The following is a 17,169-nucleotide window of genomic DNA, read 5'->3' on the forward strand; positions in this document are numbered from 1 at the left end:
TATGAGTGATATTTTGTGCATTTACTATTCCCGCACCGGCAATACCCGCCGTGCGGTCAAGGAGATCGCCGAGGCGCTGGACGCGGAGATCGTGGCCATCACCGATGGCCGCGACCGCAGCGGCTGGAAGGGCTACCTGCGCAGCGGCATGGACGCCATGAAGCTGTCCACAAAGCCCCTGAATCCCTTTGAGACAGCCAGACCGCTGGAGGAGTACAAGCTGGTGATCGTGGGAAGCCCTGTGTGGGCGGGCCGCATGGCCAGCCCCATCCGCTCCCTCCTGAAGCGCCGCGGGCTGGAGCTGCACCGCGTGGCCTATGTGGTCACCCGCAGCACCGAGCAGCGCAGCGAGGAGGTTTATGACCAGATGGATCTCTATACCGCGGAGAAGCGGCTGTTCGCTGTGTCCCTCCGCCCGGGCAGCGAGGGCTACGAGTTCTGGCGCAACGACTTTGTGCAGAACGTCCAGCGCTGGCTGGAGCAGAACTGAGGACCCGCCATGCTGGAGAAGATGAAGGCTATCGAGGCTCGTCTGGCGGAGGTGGAACGCCAGCTGTCCGACCCCACGGTGTACACTGACCGCGAGAGGCTCACCGCCCTCAGCCGCGAGCAGAAGGAGCTGACGCCCATCGCGGCCTGCGCCCGAGCCTATGCCCAGACGGCGCAGACGGCGGAGGACGCCTGCGCCATGCTGTCGGACCCCGAGCTGCGTGAGCTGGCACAGGAGGAGCTGTCCGCCGCCAAGGCGGAGCTGGAGCGGCTGACGGAGGAGTTGAAGCGCCTGCTGCTTCCCAAAGACCCCAATGACGACAAAAACGTGATATTGGAGATACGCGCCGGCATCGGTGGGGAAGAGGGGGCCCTGTTTGCCGCCGACCTCCTGCGGATGTACACCATGTATGCCGAGCGCAAGGGCTGGACACTGAGCATCGTCAACGAAAACGACACGGAGCTGGGCGGCGTCAAGGAGGTCAGCGCCGAGGTGGAGGGCGCGGGCGCGTGGTCCCGCCTGAAGTTCGAGGCCGGCACCCACCGCGTCCAGCGCGTACCGGAGACGGAGTCCTCCGGCCGCATCCAGACCTCTGCCGCCACTGTGGCCGTCATGCCGGAGGCGGAGGAAGTGGAGTTTACCATCGACCCCAAGGATCTGCAGATCGACACGTTCCGTTCCTCCGGTGCCGGCGGCCAGCACGTCAATAAGACGGAGTCCGCCATCCGCATCACCCACCTGCCCACCGGTACGGTGGTGGAATGTCAGGACGAGCGCAGTCAGTATAAGAACAAGGACCGCGCTATGAAGATCCTCCGCTCCAAGCTGTACGAGGCGGAGCAGGCCCGCCAGAACGCCGCCATCGCCGCCACCCGCAAAAGCCAGGTGGGCACTGGCGACCGCAGCGGCAAGATACGCACCTATAACTTCCCCCAGAACCGCGTCACCGACCACCGGCTCACGGGGGACAATAAAAACTTCAACATTGCCGCCGTCATGAACGGCGACCTGGACCCCATGATCGATGCGCTGATCCTGAACGATCAGGCGCAGCGCCTGCAAGAGAGTAAGGAGGAATGAACCATGCTGGAACCCAAGAAAAAGATGTACGACAAGGCTGGCCCCCGTGTGGCCGCCGCACTGCAAAAGCGCAATATGGAGGCCTACTACTGTCCCACCGCCGCTGAAGCGGTGGAGAAGGTGCTGGAGCTGATCCCCGCCGGCGATGTGGTGAGCTGGGGCGGTGTGGCCACCGTGGACGAGTTGGGCATCAAAGGCCGCCTGCGCAGCCGGAACCAGCCGGTGATCGACCGCGACACCGCCCGCACGCCGGAGGAGCGCACCGCCATGCTGCATCAGGCCCTGACCTGTGACACATTCCTCATGAGCAGCAACGCCATCTCCGAGGACGGGCAGCTGGTGAACATCGACGGCATCGGCAATCGCGTGGCCGCCCTGTGCTTCGGACCGAAGCAGGTCATCGTGGTGGCCGGCATGAACAAGGTAGCCGCCGATCTGGATGGTGCCGTCTCCCGCGCCCGTCACATCGCCGCCCCTGCCAACGCCCAGCGCTTCGACGGCAAGACGCCCTGCGCTGTCAACGGCCAGTGCGGCGACTGCACCAGCCCCGACTGCATCTGCTCCCAGATGGTCATCACACGCTTCTGCAAGCCCGCCGGCCGCATCAAGGTGGTGCTGGTAGGCGAGGAGCTGGGCCTGTAAGTAAACTGCCGAAAAGAGGAAATTTCTTTGGAGACCAGGATATTCCATCCGGAACATGACACAAACGCCGTGGCGGAAGCGGCGGCTATCCTCCGCCGCGGCGGCCTGCTGGGCATCCCCACAGAGACGGTGTACGGCCTGGGTGCCGACGCCCTCAACGAGGATGCGGTGCGCCGCATCTTTGAGGCCAAGGGCCGCCCGCAGGACAACCCCCTCATCATCCATGTTCCCTCGGCGGACTGGCTGGAGCGGTACTGCCAAAATGTGCCTGCCGCCGCTTATCGGCTGGCGGAGAAATTCTGGCCCGGCCCGCTGACCATGATCCTGCCCCGCCGCGAGATCGTGCCCCTGCGCACCACCGGCGGACTGGAGACGGTGGGCGTCCGCTGCCCGAACCATCCCGTCACGCTGGCCATCATTGAGGCCGCCGGCGTGCCCATCGCCGCGCCCAGCGGCAACACATCCGGACGTCCCAGCCCCACCACCGCCCAGCACATGATGGACGATATGGCGGGCAAGATAGACGGCATCGTGGACGGCGGCCCCTGCGCCGTGGGGGTGGAGAGTACCATCATCGATCTGACGGTACAGCCGCCCCGCCTGCTGCGCCCGGGCGGCTTGCCGCTGGAAGCGCTGGAGCGCGTGCTGGGCGAGGTAGCCGTGGACGACGCGGTGCGCCGCAAAATGGGAGAGGGGGAGCGCCCCCGTGCCCCGGGCATGAAGTACCGCCACTACGCGCCGAAGGCCCCTGTTACGGTGGTCACCGGCCCCGCCCGCCGCAGCGCCGCCTACATACGCGACCACCTGCCGGATCACGCCGGCGTCATCTGCTTCGATGAGTACGCCCCACTGTTCGCGGGCCACATCGTCCACCGTCTCGGTGCCGCAGACGATAAGCTGTCCCAGGCCCAGCATGTGTTTGACGCCCTGCGTACCTTCGACGATACGGACGTGTCGGAGATATACGCCCAGTGTCCCGATGAATCCGGCCTGGGTTTGGCGGTGGCCAATCGTCTGAAAAAGGCGGCGGGCTTCCATGTGGTGGACGTATCGCCGCTGATCATCGGCTTTACCGGCCCCACCGGCGCGGGTAAGACCAGCGCCCTTCGTGCGCTGGAGCGTCTGGGTGGACTGGTGCTGGACTGCGACGCCGTCTATCACCAGCTGCTGCGCACCGATGCGTCCCTGCGCGCCGCCATCACTGCCGCCTTCGGCCCCGTGTTCACCCCTGACGGTGCGCTGGATCGCCAGAAGCTGGGTGCTGCGGTGTTCAGCGATCCCGCTGCACTGGACCGGCTCAACGCCATTATTTTCGACCGCCTGCCCCGCGAGCTGCTGCGCCGCGTCAACGAAAGCGACGCCGCCATGGTGGGTATCGATGCCATCAATCTGGTGGAGAGCGGTCTGTACCGTCTCTGCCGCCGCACGGTGGCCGTACTGGCTCCCACGGAGACACGGGTCCGCCGGATCATGGCCCGCGACGGTATTTCGGAGGACTATGCCCGCCTGCGGGTGCAGGCCCAGAAGCCCGACGAGTTCTACCGCGCCCGCTGTACGGACGTGCTGATGAACGACGCCGCCTCGCCGCAGGTGTTTGAAGAAATAGCCTATCAGAGATTACAACATATATTTGAGGAGGAAGCAGATCATGAGTGAAGAACTGAAGGCCCTGAAGAAGCAGCTGCTGAAGGATGACCGCAACGGCTACGATGTGCTGAGCGCGGCGGATCTGGAGAAGATGGAGGCATACTGCACCGTCTACAAGGCGTTCCTGGACGCCGGCAAGACGGAGCGCCTCAGCGCCCGCGCCGCCATCGCTCTGGCGGAGAAGCATGGCTTCGTGGAGTACAAGCGCGGCATGTCCCTGTCCGCCGGCGATAAGGTCTACTCCTGCAACCGCGGCAAGGGTCTGGTGCTGGCCGTCGTCGGCCGCCGCAGCCTGGCGGAGGGCGCCCAGATCACCGCCGCTCACATCGACTCTCCCCGTCTGGACCTGAAGCCCACCCCCCTGTATGAGGACAGCGAGCTGGCCTACTTCAAGACCCATTACTACGGCGGCGTCCGCAAGTACCAGTGGGTCACCATTCCTCTGGAGCTGCGCGGCACCGTGGTCCTGCGTGACGGCTCCGTGGTGGATGTCTGCATCGGCGAGGGTGATGAGCCCAAGCTGGTGATCACCGACCTGCTGCCCCATCTGGGCGCGGAGCAGAGCAAGAAGCCCCTGAGCGAGGCCATCCCCGGCGAGACGCTGAACATCCTGCTGGGCAGCCGTCCTCTGGGCGACGATGATGACAGCGACCGCGTGAAGATGCAGGTACTCAAGCGCCTGTACGACAAGTACGGCATCACCGAGGCCGACTTCGCCTCCGCCGAGCTGGAGACGGTGCCTGCCGTCAACGCCACCGATATCGGCCTGGACGGCAGCCTCATCGGTGCCTATGGCCACGATGACCGCGTCTGCGGCTTCGCTGCTCTGCAGGCCATTCTGGACATCGGGACGCCGGAAAAGACCGCCGTCTGCGTTCTGGCCGACAAGGAGGAGATCGGCTCCATGGGCGTCACCGGCATGCAGTCCGCCGCCTTCGACACCTTCATGAACGACCTGTGCGAGAGCCAGAACGTGGCCCTGCGCGTCTGCTATGAGAACGCCTTCTGCCTGTCCGCCGACGTCACCGCCGCCTACGACCCCAACTTCGCCGATGTGTATGAAAAGCGCAACGCCGCCTTCGTCAACCACGGCGTGGGCCTGTGCAAGTACACCGGGGCCAGGGGCAAGTCCGGCTCCTCCGATGCCAACGCCGAAACCGTGGGCTATGTCCGCGGCGTGCTGGATAAGGCCGGTGTCCGCTGGCAGATCTGCGAGATGGGCAAGATCGACGCCGGCGGCGGCGGTACGGTGGCCCAGTACATGGCCAACCGCAATATCGCCACACTGGACGCCGGCGTGCCGGTGCTGAGCATGCACGCCCCCTTCGAGGTGGTGGCCAAGCTGGATTGCTACGAGATGTACCGCGCCTGCAAGGCCCTCTACGAGTCCCTGTAAGCGTTCCTGCAAACAAAAAGAGAGACGGCTCCGCCGTCTCTCTTTTTGTTAATTTACTTTTCTTCGTCGTTTTCGGTCTTGCCCAGCATATAAGGGAACATGGCCTCGATATAGTGTACCATCTTGCTGTGCTGGGCGTACCACTCGCCGTGCTCCGCCTGAAGCCGCTCCTTGTCGCTGTAGGCCTCCAGCGCGTGGCACGTCTCCACATAGGCTTTCTGGAGCTGCCGGATGCGGGCGCTCATGTGCTGCAGGAGGCTCATGATCTTGGCGGGCCGCTCACTGAAATACTTCCCGAAGTTCTCCATGGTGATCTCGCTGACCACCAGCGGCTCCAACGCCACCACCGTGGTGTTGCGGGGACGGGACTCCAGAAAGCTGATGACGTTGAAGAAATCCCCCTCGCTGAGCGTCACCACCTCCACCTCCTCCGGCGTACCGTAGTCCTTGTAGACGACCACGCTGCCATAGAGGATGTTATACATGTTCATATCCATTTCGCCGGGCTTACAGATGATCTGACCTCTCTTGAACCGGCGCTCGCCTGTATTGGGCATATCCCTTACCTCCTGCTCTCATTTATATCACGCTGCCATATTCTATCATGCCCGCTTCGGCCTGTCGATACTTGTTCTTGCCAAATGCGCCGGAAAGTGGCATACTGTTGCAGGTAAATACGCACAAAGGAGAGGTTCTCTCATGGATTATTTTCATATCGCCCTGCCTGCCGACCAGCTGCGCACCGTCAGCTCCATCGGCTTGGCCCATGTGGGCGACGGCGTGTATGAGCTGCTGGTGCGCACGTGGCTCTGCGCCCACGGCAAGGCCACCGGCAAGGACCTGCACCGCGCCGCCATCGCTCTGGTCTGCGCGCCGGAGCAGGCCCACAGGGCCCAGCGCATCCTGCCGTTGCTGACGCCGGAGGAGGACGCCGTATTCAAGCGCGGCCGCAACGCCGCCGTCCACGGTATCCCTAAAAACGCCACCACCGCTCAGTATCATCAGGCCACAGCGCTGGAATGCCTGCTGGGGTGGCTGTACCTGCGGGGCGACACCAAGCGTGTCAACCAACTGTTCACCGTGATGATGGAGGAGGATCAGCCATGCCGTTAGACGCCATCTGCCTGCAAGGCGTAGTGGAGGAGCTGTCGCCCCAGATCACCGGCAGCCGCATCGAGAAGATCCAGCAGCCCGCCAGGGATCAGGTGGTTCTGCTGCTGCGGGGGAGCCGCCGCCTGTACCTGAACGCCGGCGGCAGCCAACCCCGCCTGCACCTGACAGAGCAGGTGCGGGACAACCCGTCCCAGCCGCCCATGTTCTGTATGCTCCTGCGCAAGCACCTGTCCGGAGGCGTCATCGAGTCCGTCCGGCAGGAGCCGCTGGAGCGCGTGGTGACGCTGACCGTGCTGGCTGCCGACGAGCTGGGGGAGCGCAGCCGCTTCACGCTGGTGTGGGAGGGTATGCCCCGCCGCGCCAACCTGATCCTCTGCGACAGGGACGGCCGTATCATCGACTGCCTGCGCCGCATTGACCTGGAGTCAGAGCAGGACCGCCAGGTGCTGCCCGGCCTTTTCTACCGCCTGCCTGCCCGTCAGAACAAGAACTCACCGCTGGATGTCACGGAGGAGGAGTTCGCCGCCCTGCTGCGGCGCGCCGCGCCGGACGCGCCGCTGGACGGCTGGCTGCTGGATACCTTCACCGCCCTGCCGCCGCTGGTGGCCCGTGAGCTGGCTTACCGCGCCTGCGGTGCCACCGACGCCCCCGTTTCGCAGGGAACACCCCTGTGGAGCGTCTTCTCCCAGTGGCAGAACGCTGTGAATGAAAATCGCTTTACACCGACTGCAATCAAACGGAACGGAGCGCTTTCTGACTTCACCTATGGCCCCATCCTCCAGTACGGTGCCTACGCCCAGTCGGAGCCCTGCGACAGCTTTTCCCACCTGCTGGATGGCTTCTATGAAAAGCGGGAGCAGGCGGAGCGGGTGAAGCAGAAGGGGCAGGATCTCCTAAAGACTGCCACCACTGCCAGGGACCGCGTCCGCCGTAAGATCGCCGCCCAGGAGAAGGAGCTGGCCGCCTGTCTGGACCGTGACCGCCTGCGCATCTGCGGCGAGCTGATCACCGCCAACCTCTATCGTATGACGCGGGGACAGAGCCGCCTCACCGCCCAGAACTACTACGACGAAAACTGCGCCGACATCGACATCCCGCTGGACGTGCGCCTGTCGCCGCAGGAGAATGCCGCCCGCTACTTCAAGCAATACACCAAGGCCAAAACGGCGGAGAAGTACCTGACGGCCCAGCTGCAAAAGGGCAGGGAGGAGCTGCAGTATCTTGAGAGCGTTCTGCAGGAGCTGTCTCAGGCCGAATCGGAGCAGGACTTCAACGATGTCCGCATCGAGCTCACCGACGGCGGCTATATCCGCCAGCGGGGCAAAAAGCAGCCCGGCTTCCAGCGGGCCTCCCGGCCACGGGAGTTCCGCACCTCCGCGGGCCTGCGTGTCCTGGTAGGCCGCAACAACCGCCAGAACGACCGTCTGACCACAAAGGACGCCGACAAGCGGGACCTCTGGCTCCACACCCAGAAGATCCATGGCAGCCACGTGATCCTCTGCACCGGCGGCGCGGAGCCGGACCAACAGAGTCTTATGGAGGCCGCGTCGCTGGCGGCGTACTTCTCCCAGGCGCAGGGCAGCACCAAGGTCCCCGTGGATTACACGCCGGTGAAGTTCGTGAAAAAGCCCGCCGGTGCCCGCCCGGGCATGGTCATCTACACCACGTACCAGACCCTGCTGGCCGACCCGGACGAGGAGTTGGTCAAGCGCTTGGCGGGGAAATAAGGAGGTATCGCCGTGAAACTCTACACCGACATCGTAACGGACTATCTGGCGGGGAGAAGCCTTGCCGCGCACGCGCAGGAGTGGTTTTTCACCCAGCCCGGCTACTGCTTTCAGGAGCCGGACGGCTCCGATGCGCAAAAGGCGGCGGTCATGCAGGTCTACGAGCAGGTGCTGCGGACTGTGGAGACGTTCGTTCCCGGCAACCGTCCGGTCTGGGACGCGCTGTTTCCGGACTGGCAGGACATTCTGCGCGGTGCGGAGACAGCGCTGATCGTGGGCTATCCGCCGCCCAACGACGCGGTGGTGCTGAAAAGCCCCGCCGGGGTGGATACCGCCGTTCTGGACATGGGCCTGTGGGTCCAGTATCTGGGCGCCGTACCGGTGGAGCGCGTGGCGCATAACCTGCTGACTCACGAGCTGTGCCATGTCTGCATCCACCGGCACCGGCCGGAGCTGGATGCGGCGCAGGAAACAGGTGACTATCTGTCCCGGCTGGATGCCTTCACTTTCGACGAGGGCTTTGCCCACTTCGTCTCCTATAATGACCGCGAAGCCAATCAGGTGGATTGGGATGCGCCTGAACTGCGGGCCGTCTGGACGCGGAGTGCCGCCGCGATGCGTTCTGCCAGACAGGAGACGCAGCCTGCACAGCAGCAGGAGCAGCTGCACAGCGCCGTCTTTGGCAGCTATTACGATAAGTATGCCTGCATGTGTGGCCTGTATTATCTGGCTCGCTGCTGGCAGGGGGGCGGCTCTGCCCGTCTGGCGGAGGAATTTGCCGCCGGTTGGCAGGGCTTTGCAGAAAAAACACTGTCCTGAAAATCAAAACCTCCGGCTTGGCCGGAGGTTTTGATTTTACAGCTCCACGGTTTTCGTGGCGATGTTCTCACAGAACACGCGGTCGTGCTCCACGAACAGCAGAGTAGGCCGGAATGCTTGCAGCAGCTCCTCAATCTGGATGCGGGAGAGAACGTCGATATAGTTCAGCGGCTCGTCCCAGACGTACAGATGGGCGGACTGGCACAGGCTTCGGGCCAGCAGCACCTTTTTCTTCTGTCCGGCAGAGTAGTCGCCCATGTCCTTCTCGAACTGCACCCGCTCGAAGCCCAGCTTCCGCAGGATCGTCAGGAACAGGCTCTCATCGAGACCGTACCCGGCGGCGTAGTCCCGCAGCCGGCCCCGCAGACCGGAGGCGTCCTGCGGCACGTAGGAGATGACCAGCCGGCTGGCTGTCTCCAAGGTGCCGGAATAGGGGATATCCTGCCCGCACAGCAGCTTGAGAACACTGGACTTGCCGCAGCCGTTTGCCCCGCACAGCGCCACGCGGTCGCCCTGCGTCACGGTGAAGGATACGCCGCTGCACACGACCCCACCGCCGTAGTCGATGGACACCTCCCGCAGCGCTGCCAGCCGCTGGGCGTGATGGGTCAGCGGATGCAGCTTCAAAGCATCGCTGCGTTCGATGTCCTTCAGCAGCGCGGACTTCTCCTCGATGGCGTTTTGCTGCCGCCGTTCCAGATTTTTCCGCCGCTGCTGCATCCGCCGGGACTGCTCGGCAACGAAGTCGCGGCCGCCCATGGCATCGGCGAGTCCCTTGACCTTGGCGGAGTTTTTCCCGATTTTCGTCCCCTCCACCCGGTCGGCCCAGTCGCTGGACTGCCGCGCCGCCTCCTTCAGCCGCCCGATCTCCTTTTTGAGCCGCTCATTCTGTGACAGCTCAAAGGCGTCCTGCCGCCGCTTGTTCTCGTACCACGAGGAAAAATTCCCCTTCTGCACCTCGATACTGCTGCGGTTGATGGACAGGATGTGATCCACGCAGCCGTCCAGAAAGGCGCGGTCGTGGGACACCAGCAGGAAGCCCTTTTTGCCGCGGAGATAGCGGCTCACCAACGCCCGCCCCAGCTGATCCAGATGGTTGGTGGGCTCGTCGATGAGGAGAAAGCGGTTTTCCCGGGAAAAGAGCATGGCCAGCAGGAGCTTGGACTGCTCGCCGCCGGACAGCGTGGAAAAGGGACGGGACAGTGCGTCCTCCGACACCTCCAGCGGCGTCAGCTCCCGCAGGAACCGCCACGGGGCCACGTCGGGACAGACGCGCTCCAGCAGCTCCATGGGACACAGCGATGGGTCCTCCACGGCGTAGGGAAAATAGTCGAAGCCCACGCTGGCGTGTATTGTGCCTTGATAGGGATACCTTCCCTCTAAGAGCCGCAGCAGCGTGGTTTTGCCTCGCCCGTTGCGGCCTGTCAGCCCCAGCCGCCAGTCGGTATCCAGCTGAAAGCTGACGTTTTCAAAGATGTTGTCGTAGCTGCCTTCATAGCAGAACGTAAGGTCGGATACTTTAATAATGGACATGGTCATGCCTCCTATACGAAAAAATGGCTGCGGGAAACAGCTCCCACAGCCAAAAACGCACACCACACCCGCCGATAGGCAGGCTATGACCACGCACAGAGCTGAGAGATACGCCAATTTCCCGCGAAAGGCACAACAAACAGGACGGTCAGCGCCGCCCGATACAATGTCGTGCCGTAGTTCAGCAGGAAATCAGGTTCATCCTCTCAACTCCTCTCTTCTTTTTTCTTATCCTACCACACGCGCCGCAAAAAAGCAACCCCGTCCTCTCCCCGCGGCCCTATCGGCTTTCCGCCGGACAGCGGAGAAGAACAGCATAATTACCAAAATAAGGGAGAAGGTGCAATTACCTTCTCCCTCAATGTTTGCGGTTTAAAAAGAACCTGATACGAGGCTTTCCATGCGTCTGTTTTTCGGCTGCTGCGGCAGACGGACTTTTTGTGTTTGCAGCGGGAATTTCTGAAAACCAGTTGAAAAGTTGATAAAAATATGCCATACTAAAATTATGCACTTGCGGGGAAAGGAGTTTTGTACCATTTGTGCCGCAAAATAATTACAGAGGGAGGACTTGATAACGGCGATGGACAAGCTGATGTTCCTATAAAAGTTAGACGATTGCCAAATTATGATTTTCGATTCATCGGACGCTTGCAATTACAACGGAACACAAAACAAGAAATAGAAAGGGGAATGTTCTATGCGAAAATTGTTGTTAAGTGTCTTACTCTGCTCTGCGTTGGTGATGGGGTTACTGCCCACTGCCGCTTTTGCGATGGAGCTGGGTAATACCTCTGAGTCGGTGGAAGAGGCTCCGACTTCCGCATTGGAGGAACAAACCGTCAACGAGGAGCTGTTGTCCGAATATGGAGAACAGAAAAATGCGCCGGGGGAAGCGAATCCGGCAGCACAGAATGATGCTGCGGAGATCTATGTCAGCAGCACCGGTAACGACGAACAGAATACCGGCACAAAAGATCTCCCTTTCGCCACGCTGGCTAAGGCGGTCGATGCCGCGGCTGACGGTGCAGCGATCTATGTCATGAGCGATCTGATCATGGATCAGTGTGCTCGTTTTTATGATAAGAGTCTTAAAATCACCAGTGGAGAGGGCGGCCCTTACACCATTACACGCAGCGCTGATTTTAACCTGCAAAGTGACACAGCCCGCAGCTGGTATAATCCCGCCATGATCGAGGTTCAGTCTTTATCGGCGAGTTCTGTCGGCCTGACTCTTTCCAAAATCATTCTGGACGATGCAGGGATGCACGAGGGTACTGTATTCGCACAGGCTGTCAGCGGTGACGGCAGCGCGGATAATACGGTTTATGTGCAGGACGCTATCATTGCCTCCAACGCTACTGTGCCCTGCACCGTGACACTGGGTAGTGGTGCTGTGCTGCGCAACTTTGGCGGTATGTCCGCTGTACGCGCCACCGACCAGGCAAAAATCGTCATGGAAAGAGGCAGTGTGATAGAGGATACCATGGCTGGCTATACGAGAACAAAAGACTCTGCGGCAGGCTCAGTCGGTCCGGCAGGTGCGATCTGGCTTCAGGGCGGTACACTCGTGATGAAGGAAGGCTCGAAGATCCAGAACATTGACGGCCGCGGAGTTTATGCAGACGGCGGTAAGGTCGAGATCGGCGGCGCCATCAGCAGCATTGCTGCAAACAAGAGCGCAATGTGGCAGGCGAATAGCGGCATCGTAATTCATCTGCGCAATAGCGCAGAGGGAGCGCTGACCTCCACCGCTCTGATTGAGAAAATCTCCGGCGGCAGCATGATCTACTGTGCGGGTGGCGCCAGATCCTTCAAAATGGAAAACGGCTCCAAAATCACGGATTGCCCCAGTCTAAACGGCAATGTCATCTTTGCACAAAACTGCACCGTCGTGATTGACGGTGAAATCAGCAATGTGCATGCCACAGGCAACCATATCCTGCAAACTGACGGCGGTACAGCGGTGACAATTGGAAAAAACGGAAGGATTCTCAATAATCGCGCGTACTATGGCGCGGTTTATATCAACGGAACGGATGAGCACTTAGATATTTACGGAAAAATCAACGGTAATATTTCTACGGATCGCGGCGGCGGTGTGGTGCTGTCCAATAATGGCGGAAACCACAACGCAGCCATGTATGAGGGTGCTGAGATCTGCAACAACAAAGCCGAGCAAACAGGCGGCGGAACCATGATATCCAAAGGCATCTTCACAATGGCGGTACGATCTCCGGCAACATTTCCGGTACAAACAGTGCAAAAGGCGAAGCTGACCGGATCGGCGGCGGCGTATTTGTCCGCAGAGGCGGCCAATTCATTATGAATGGCGGCGCGATCGAGAACAACGCCGCAACAGCCTTTGGCGGCGGTATCTGCTTTGATGCCAGTGATTATGGCGGCATGGTGCCGAAGATCGAGCTGAATGCCGGTACCATCAAAAACAATCTCAGGCAGGTCACCGTCACCGTCAATGACGAATATCAGATCACAGGCGGCATATCAAATGATTTGGCCGTCACCGGTAAAGACTATGGAAAGTGCGATCGTTACCTCTATATCTCCCGTGAGGCAGCTGTTGGAGATCGGGCAGTTTATTTCCAGACTGACAGTAAGACCGTTACCCCGGCTGACAGCAGCCTTGACATCAGGCTGGGGAACACCAGTGCTGCAAATGTAACCGCTTTGACCTATGCTTCGGATAGCATGGGCTGGAGTGATCCGTTGGCCACCTTCTGGGTTCAGCGCGACGGCGCAGCTAAGCTGACGGTGCGCGGCCTGACACTGAACGATCTGCCGGTTTATGTGCTGTCCTTGCCGGTGGATGAAACCGGAAAGGTTCTCGATGCCTCGGAGGCGCAGGTTTATGCAGCTCGGAAGACAAACACAGAAGATACAAACCCAAGAGATATAGACGTCACGCTTCCGGATGTGTCTGGAAACGGCTATGCCGTAGCCGTTGTCCAACCCTCACAGGACCACGGTGAACTGGTCATACAAGGGCCTGAAACCATTGAGAGAAATAAAACCGGTGAACACTATCCCGTGACATATACCGTAACGTATGATATGTCTGAAAGCATGGAAAGCATTATTGAACAATCGGGTGGTAAAGCTGAATATGTCCTTACGATCGATCAGGATGCCCGCCTTGTAGGAAATCCCGGCCGTTTCAACGGAGAAAGCATCAGTGTGACATATCGTCTGCCCCACTCTGAGTTCAGAGTAGGTGATGTGCTGCTTGCCTCCGCAATGCTGAGGATCACTGTCGGACAGCGCGACTATGTCATTCCCTCTAATGTGACGAAAACACGGAAGGTTGAGACGACCTATAGCCTGACAACACAGGTGAATGGTGGGAATGGAACGATTTCTGCAAGTAAAGCAGGGCTGGCGGCCGGATCGCATGAAACAATTGTTTTCACTCCCGATAGCGGCTATCAAATTGACACTGTTACGGTGAATGGTGTTAAAGCAGAGGTGCGCTCCAATATGCTGGAAGTTATCATGGACGCCGACAAGACCGTTATTGTAACATACAAGAGTATTCCGCATATCCATAACCATGGAACGGCCTGGAAGTCAGACGCAGACAACCATTGGCATGAATGCCCCTGCGGTGACAGGAAGGACATAGCGGCGCATAGCTTCAAGTGGGTGATCGATAAGGAACCCACCGCAACCAGGAAAGGCTCCAAACACGAGGAATGCACCGTCTGTGGCTATAAGAAGGCCGCTGTTGCAATTCCCGCAAAGGGTTCTACGGTGAAGCCGAGCGACCACCCCGACAAGCCCGGAAATACTGCCTCGTCAAATACCGGTGACAGCAGCGATCCCGTTTTGTGGAGCGCACTTCTGTTCATCAGCGGCGGTGCTGTTATCGGCACAACGGTTGTAAGCCGAAAGAAAAAGTACAACAGATCATAAAGCAATACGGTACCATCGATTGGCAAGGGCGTGTTTTTTCTGCCGCGGCGGCCCAGAAAGGAAAACCGTTCTCCACTTGTACCGCACCGCAGCATGTTTTGTCCATAATGATAACTAAGCGATAAACACAGAAAAAGACCGCCGAGAGGCGGTCTTTTTCTGTGTTTATGTGTTCTCCGTCCCATCCTCGCGGAACAGCAGGGTGATGCACCACAGTCCCGCGATGCCCACCAGCGTATAGATGATGCGGCTGACGGCGCCGGTCTGCCCGCCGAACAGGAAGGCCACGCAGTCGAAGCTGAAAAGCCCCACGCCTCCCCAGTTCAGCGCACCGATGATGACCAGTACCAGCGCAATGCGGTCTACGATCTTCATGAGAGTCCCTCCTTGTGTCAAGACTGCTTTCTCTCATAGTCTCCCCGCGCCGCATCGGACTATACGCAAAAATTTGTCAGCCTGCCTGAAAAATTTTGAAAATCGATTGCAAACACCGGTGATTTTTGGTAGTATGACGGGTAGGAACAAATGCATCTGCACCTTTTGATGAAAGAGGAGGAACACCATGAACAAGAAATTCGAAAAGCTGGGCTTTTATCCCGCCGACATCCTGCTGCCCAAGGGACAGGACATGACCAAGTGGGCCGTGGTGGCCTGCGACCAGTTCACTTCCGAGCCGGAGTACTGGCAGGCGGTGGAGGAGAAGGTGGGCGACGCCCCCTCCACGCTGCGTCTCATCCTGCCGGAAGCCAACCTGAAGGCCCCCAACGTGGACGAGTATATTGACGATATCAACGCCGCCATGCGCAAGTATATGGCAGACGGCGTGTTCGAGACGCTCTCCGATTCCCTGATCTACATCGAGCGCCAGCAGTCCGACGGCCGCATCCGCCACGGCCTTATCGGCATGGTGGATCTGGATGCCTACGACTTCACCCCCGGCTCCGGCGCGCTGATCCGCGCCACCGAGGGCACCGTGCTGGATCGTATCCCGCCCCGTGCCCGCGTCCGCCGCAACGCCCCCATTGAGCTGCCCCACGTCATGCTGCTGATCGATGACCCCGATAAGACCGTCATCGAGCCCCTGACCGCCGCAGCCTCCGCCATGGAGAAGCTCTACGACTTCGACCTGATGCAGAACGGCGGACACATCACCGGCTACAAGCTGTCCGACAAGCAGATCGACGCCGTGGCCGCGTCTCTGGAGGGCCTGACCACCGACGAGGCTATGCAGAAGAAGTATGGCGTCTCCGGCGTAGCACCCCTGCTGTTCGCCGTGGGCGACGGCAACCACTCTCTGGCCACCGCCAAGGCCTGCTACGAGGAGCAGAAGAAGGGCAAGACCCCCGAGGAGTACCTGGCCCTGCCCTCCCGCTTCGCGCTGGTGGAGGTGGTGAACAACCACGACGATGCTTTGCAGTTTGAGCCCATCCACCGCGTGCTGTTCGGCGTGGACCACAAGAAGTTCATGGATGCCTTCCGCGCCGCCTATCCCAACGCCTACGAGGGCAAGGGCGACGGCCACACCATCGAGTTCGTCTGGAACGGTGAGAGCCACTTCATCACCGTCCCTGACCCCAAGGTCCAGCTGGCCGTGGGCACGCTCCAGAACGTCATCGATCCCTACCTGAAGGCCAACGGCGGCGAGGTGGACTATATCCACGGCGATGACGTGACCCGCGAGCTGGGCGGCAAGCCCGGCAACATGGGCTTCCTGCTGCCCGCTATGGGCAAGGAGCAGCTGTTCAAGACCGTCATGGCCGACGGTGTGCTGCCCCGCAAGACCTTCTCCATGGGCCACGCTCAGGACAAGCGCTATTACATCGAAGCCCGCAAGATCGTGAAGTAACACCGCAAAAAAGCGCCCATCGGGCGCTTTTTTGTCAGGAGGAGCTATGGAACCACTGACCCTGTACGCCCCCGCGAAAGTGAATCTTACCCTGACCGTCGGCGACCGTCGTCCCGACGGCTACCACGACGTATCCACCGTCATGCAGGCCGTGGGCCTGTACGACACCCTGATCCTGACGCACGGCGGCGCCGGCCTGACCCTGACCTGCACAGACCCCGCCGTCCCGTCGGATGCCACCAATCTGGTGCTCCGCGCCGCCGGCAGGTTTTTCGAAGAGACGAAGCTGCCCGTGCCGGACCTGCACCTGCACCTCCGGAAGCGTATCCCGTCCCAGGCGGGACTGGGCGGCGGCAGCAGCGACGCTGCATCCACACTGCTGGCCCTGCGCACCCTGTACGCGCCGTCCCTGCCGGACGTCCAGCTGGAGCACATGGCTGCGGCGCTGGGAAGCGACGTGCCATTCTTCATCCGCGGCGGCACCGCGCTGGCCCGGGGCAGGGGAGAGCGCCTGACGCCCATGCCCCGCTTACGGGATGGCTGGTTCGTCATCGTCAAACCGCCGGAGGGCTTCTCCACCCCCGCCATGTACCGCCGTCTGGACGACCTGCCGCCGGAGCTGCCCCGCCCCGACGCCATGCCCGCCGCGCTGGCGGCGGAGGATATCCGCGCTGTGGCCGCCGCGCTCTATAACAGCTTCGAACGCGCCGTCCCACCGGACAGCGCCGTATGGGACATCGAGAGCGCCCTCCGCGCCCACGGCGCACTGGCTGCCCTGCTCAGCGGCAGCGGCAGCGCCGTGTTCGGCCTGTTCGCCCGCGAGGACACCGCCCGCGCCGCCGCCGAGACCCTGCGGGAGCGCTGGCCCATGACATTTGCGGCCCAACCTGTATAAAATCCGAAAACACCGTCCAAAATGCAGGAAAATTCCTAAATAGGACGGTGTTTT

15 protein-coding genes are annotated in these 17,169 nt (G+C 60.9%); 12 read left to right on the forward strand and 3 right to left on the reverse strand.

The window, feature by feature from the left end:
* Window position 1 precedes the first annotated feature (1 nt).
* From ACZM22_RS04655 to ACZM22_RS04675, 5 genes are read left to right on the forward strand one after another with little or no spacing between them, the layout of a single operon-like run.
* Window positions 2–490 carry a flavodoxin family protein gene (locus tag ACZM22_RS04655; protein WP_489543259.1) on the forward strand — a complete coding sequence of 163 codons (489 nt, stop codon included), beginning with the start codon at window positions 2–4 and terminating at the stop codon, window positions 488–490.
* A gap of 9 nt (window positions 491–499) precedes the next feature.
* Window positions 500–1,570 (forward strand): peptide chain release factor 1, encoded by a 1,071-nt coding sequence (prfA, locus tag ACZM22_RS04660; protein ID WP_489543260.1) that lies wholly within the window; start codon window positions 500–502, stop codon window positions 1,568–1,570.
* A 3-nt stretch (window positions 1,571–1,573) separates the two neighbouring features.
* Entirely contained in the window at window positions 1,574–2,212 is a 639-nt protein-coding gene (locus ACZM22_RS04665) for a lactate utilization protein (protein ID WP_484437073.1), read from the forward strand.
* Between the two features lie 27 nt (window positions 2,213–2,239).
* Entirely contained in the window at window positions 2,240–3,868 is a 1,629-nt protein-coding gene (locus ACZM22_RS04670) for an L-threonylcarbamoyladenylate synthase (protein ID WP_489543261.1), read from the forward strand.
* Window positions 3,861–5,255, forward strand: a complete 1,395-nt coding sequence (locus ACZM22_RS04675; protein WP_483269193.1) for an aminopeptidase — start codon at window positions 3,861–3,863, stop codon at window positions 5,253–5,255. The genes ACZM22_RS04670 and ACZM22_RS04675 overlap by 8 nt, the downstream gene beginning before the upstream one ends.
* A 53-nt stretch (window positions 5,256–5,308) precedes the next feature.
* Here the strand turns inward: ACZM22_RS04675 and ACZM22_RS04680 are convergent, their stop codons facing one another.
* Window positions 5,309–5,812 carry a Crp/Fnr family transcriptional regulator gene (locus tag ACZM22_RS04680; RefSeq protein WP_489543262.1) on the reverse strand — a complete coding sequence of 168 codons (504 nt, stop codon included), beginning with the start codon at window positions 5,810–5,812 and terminating at the stop codon, window positions 5,309–5,311.
* 142 nt (window positions 5,813–5,954) lie between these two features.
* Between ACZM22_RS04680 and ACZM22_RS04685 the strand changes: the two genes are divergently transcribed.
* The 3 genes from ACZM22_RS04685 to ACZM22_RS04695 are packed head-to-tail and all read left to right on the forward strand — an operon-like array spanning window position 5,955 to window position 8,914.
* The gene (locus ACZM22_RS04685; RefSeq protein WP_484424409.1) at window positions 5,955–6,368 is read left to right on the forward strand and encodes a Mini-ribonuclease 3; all 414 of its coding nucleotides are present in this window, start codon (window positions 5,955–5,957) and stop codon (window positions 6,366–6,368) included.
* The gene (locus ACZM22_RS04690) at window positions 6,359–8,095 is read left to right on the forward strand and encodes an Rqc2 family fibronectin-binding protein (protein ID WP_489543263.1); all 1,737 of its coding nucleotides are present in this window, start codon (window positions 6,359–6,361) and stop codon (window positions 8,093–8,095) included. Before ACZM22_RS04685 ends, ACZM22_RS04690 begins: the two co-directional genes overlap by 10 nt.
* 12 nt (window positions 8,096–8,107) lie before the next feature.
* Entirely contained in the window at window positions 8,108–8,914 is an 807-nt protein-coding gene (locus ACZM22_RS04695) for a hypothetical protein (RefSeq protein ID WP_483269062.1), read from the forward strand.
* A 36-nt stretch (window positions 8,915–8,950) separates the two neighbouring features.
* Here ACZM22_RS04695 and abc-f read toward each other — a convergent pair whose 3' ends face one another.
* Window positions 8,951–10,447 carry a ribosomal protection-like ABC-F family protein gene (gene abc-f / locus ACZM22_RS04700; protein ID WP_489543264.1) on the reverse strand — a complete coding sequence of 499 codons (1,497 nt, stop codon included), beginning with the start codon at window positions 10,445–10,447 and terminating at the stop codon, window positions 8,951–8,953.
* Between the two features lie 697 nt (window positions 10,448–11,144).
* On the opposite strand from abc-f, the gene ACZM22_RS04705 reads away from it, so the two are divergent.
* Complete coding sequence (locus tag ACZM22_RS04705; RefSeq protein ID WP_489543265.1) at window positions 11,145–12,773, forward strand: hypothetical protein; 1,629 nt, start codon at window positions 11,145–11,147, stop codon at window positions 12,771–12,773.
* Window positions 12,770–14,374 (forward strand): InlB B-repeat-containing protein, encoded by a 1,605-nt coding sequence (locus tag ACZM22_RS04710; protein WP_489543266.1) that lies wholly within the window; start codon window positions 12,770–12,772, stop codon window positions 14,372–14,374. Before ACZM22_RS04705 ends, ACZM22_RS04710 begins: the two co-directional genes overlap by 4 nt.
* A gap of 165 nt (window positions 14,375–14,539) precedes the next feature.
* On the opposite strand, the gene ACZM22_RS04715 is transcribed toward ACZM22_RS04710, so the two are convergent.
* On the reverse strand, window positions 14,540–14,749 hold the full coding sequence (locus tag ACZM22_RS04715; protein ID WP_417306323.1) for a DUF378 domain-containing protein: 210 nt from the start codon (window positions 14,747–14,749) through the stop codon (window positions 14,540–14,542).
* 187 nt (window positions 14,750–14,936) lie between these two features.
* On the opposite strand from ACZM22_RS04715, the gene ACZM22_RS04720 reads away from it, so the two are divergent.
* Together ACZM22_RS04720 and ispE are read left to right on the forward strand one after the other, a co-directional pair.
* Complete coding sequence (locus ACZM22_RS04720; protein WP_483268244.1) at window positions 14,937–16,220, forward strand: DUF1015 domain-containing protein; 1,284 nt, start codon at window positions 14,937–14,939, stop codon at window positions 16,218–16,220.
* A 46-nt stretch (window positions 16,221–16,266) separates the two neighbouring features.
* Entirely contained in the window at window positions 16,267–17,115 is an 849-nt protein-coding gene (ispE, locus tag ACZM22_RS04725; RefSeq protein ID WP_489543267.1) for a 4-(cytidine 5'-diphospho)-2-C-methyl-D-erythritol kinase, read from the forward strand.
* Window positions 17,116–17,169 lie beyond the last annotated feature (54 nt).

The sequence above is a fragment of the Vescimonas sp. genome (assembly GCF_057856985.1).

Coding starts and splice junctions, on each gene's coding strand:
- ACZM22_RS04685 (WP_484424409.1), top strand. CDS start 5,955: ATGGATTATTTTCATATCGCCCTGCCTGCCGACCAGCTGCGCACCGTC.
- ACZM22_RS04720 (WP_483268244.1), top strand. CDS start 14,937: ATGAACAAGAAATTCGAAAAGCTGGGCTTTTATCCCGCCGACATCCTG.
- ispE (WP_489543267.1), top strand. CDS start 16,267: ATGGAACCACTGACCCTGTACGCCCCCGCGAAAGTGAATCTTACCCTG.
- ACZM22_RS04655 (WP_489543259.1), top strand. CDS start 2: ATGAGTGATATTTTGTGCATTTACTATTCCCGCACCGGCAATACCCGC.
- ACZM22_RS04665 (WP_484437073.1), top strand. CDS start 1,574: ATGCTGGAACCCAAGAAAAAGATGTACGACAAGGCTGGCCCCCGTGTG.
- ACZM22_RS04710 (WP_489543266.1), top strand. CDS start 12,770: ATGAATGGCGGCGCGATCGAGAACAACGCCGCAACAGCCTTTGGCGGC.
- ACZM22_RS04705 (WP_489543265.1), top strand. CDS start 11,145: ATGCGAAAATTGTTGTTAAGTGTCTTACTCTGCTCTGCGTTGGTGATG.
- ACZM22_RS04715 (WP_417306323.1), bottom strand. CDS start 14,749: ATGAAGATCGTAGACCGCATTGCGCTGGTACTGGTCATCATCGGTGCG.
- abc-f (WP_489543264.1), bottom strand. CDS start 10,447: ATGTCCATTATTAAAGTATCCGACCTTACGTTCTGCTATGAAGGCAGC.
- prfA (WP_489543260.1), top strand. CDS start 500: ATGCTGGAGAAGATGAAGGCTATCGAGGCTCGTCTGGCGGAGGTGGAA.
- ACZM22_RS04690 (WP_489543263.1), top strand. CDS start 6,359: ATGCCGTTAGACGCCATCTGCCTGCAAGGCGTAGTGGAGGAGCTGTCG.
- ACZM22_RS04680 (WP_489543262.1), bottom strand. CDS start 5,812: ATGCCCAATACAGGCGAGCGCCGGTTCAAGAGAGGTCAGATCATCTGT.
- ACZM22_RS04675 (WP_483269193.1), top strand. CDS start 3,861: ATGAGTGAAGAACTGAAGGCCCTGAAGAAGCAGCTGCTGAAGGATGAC.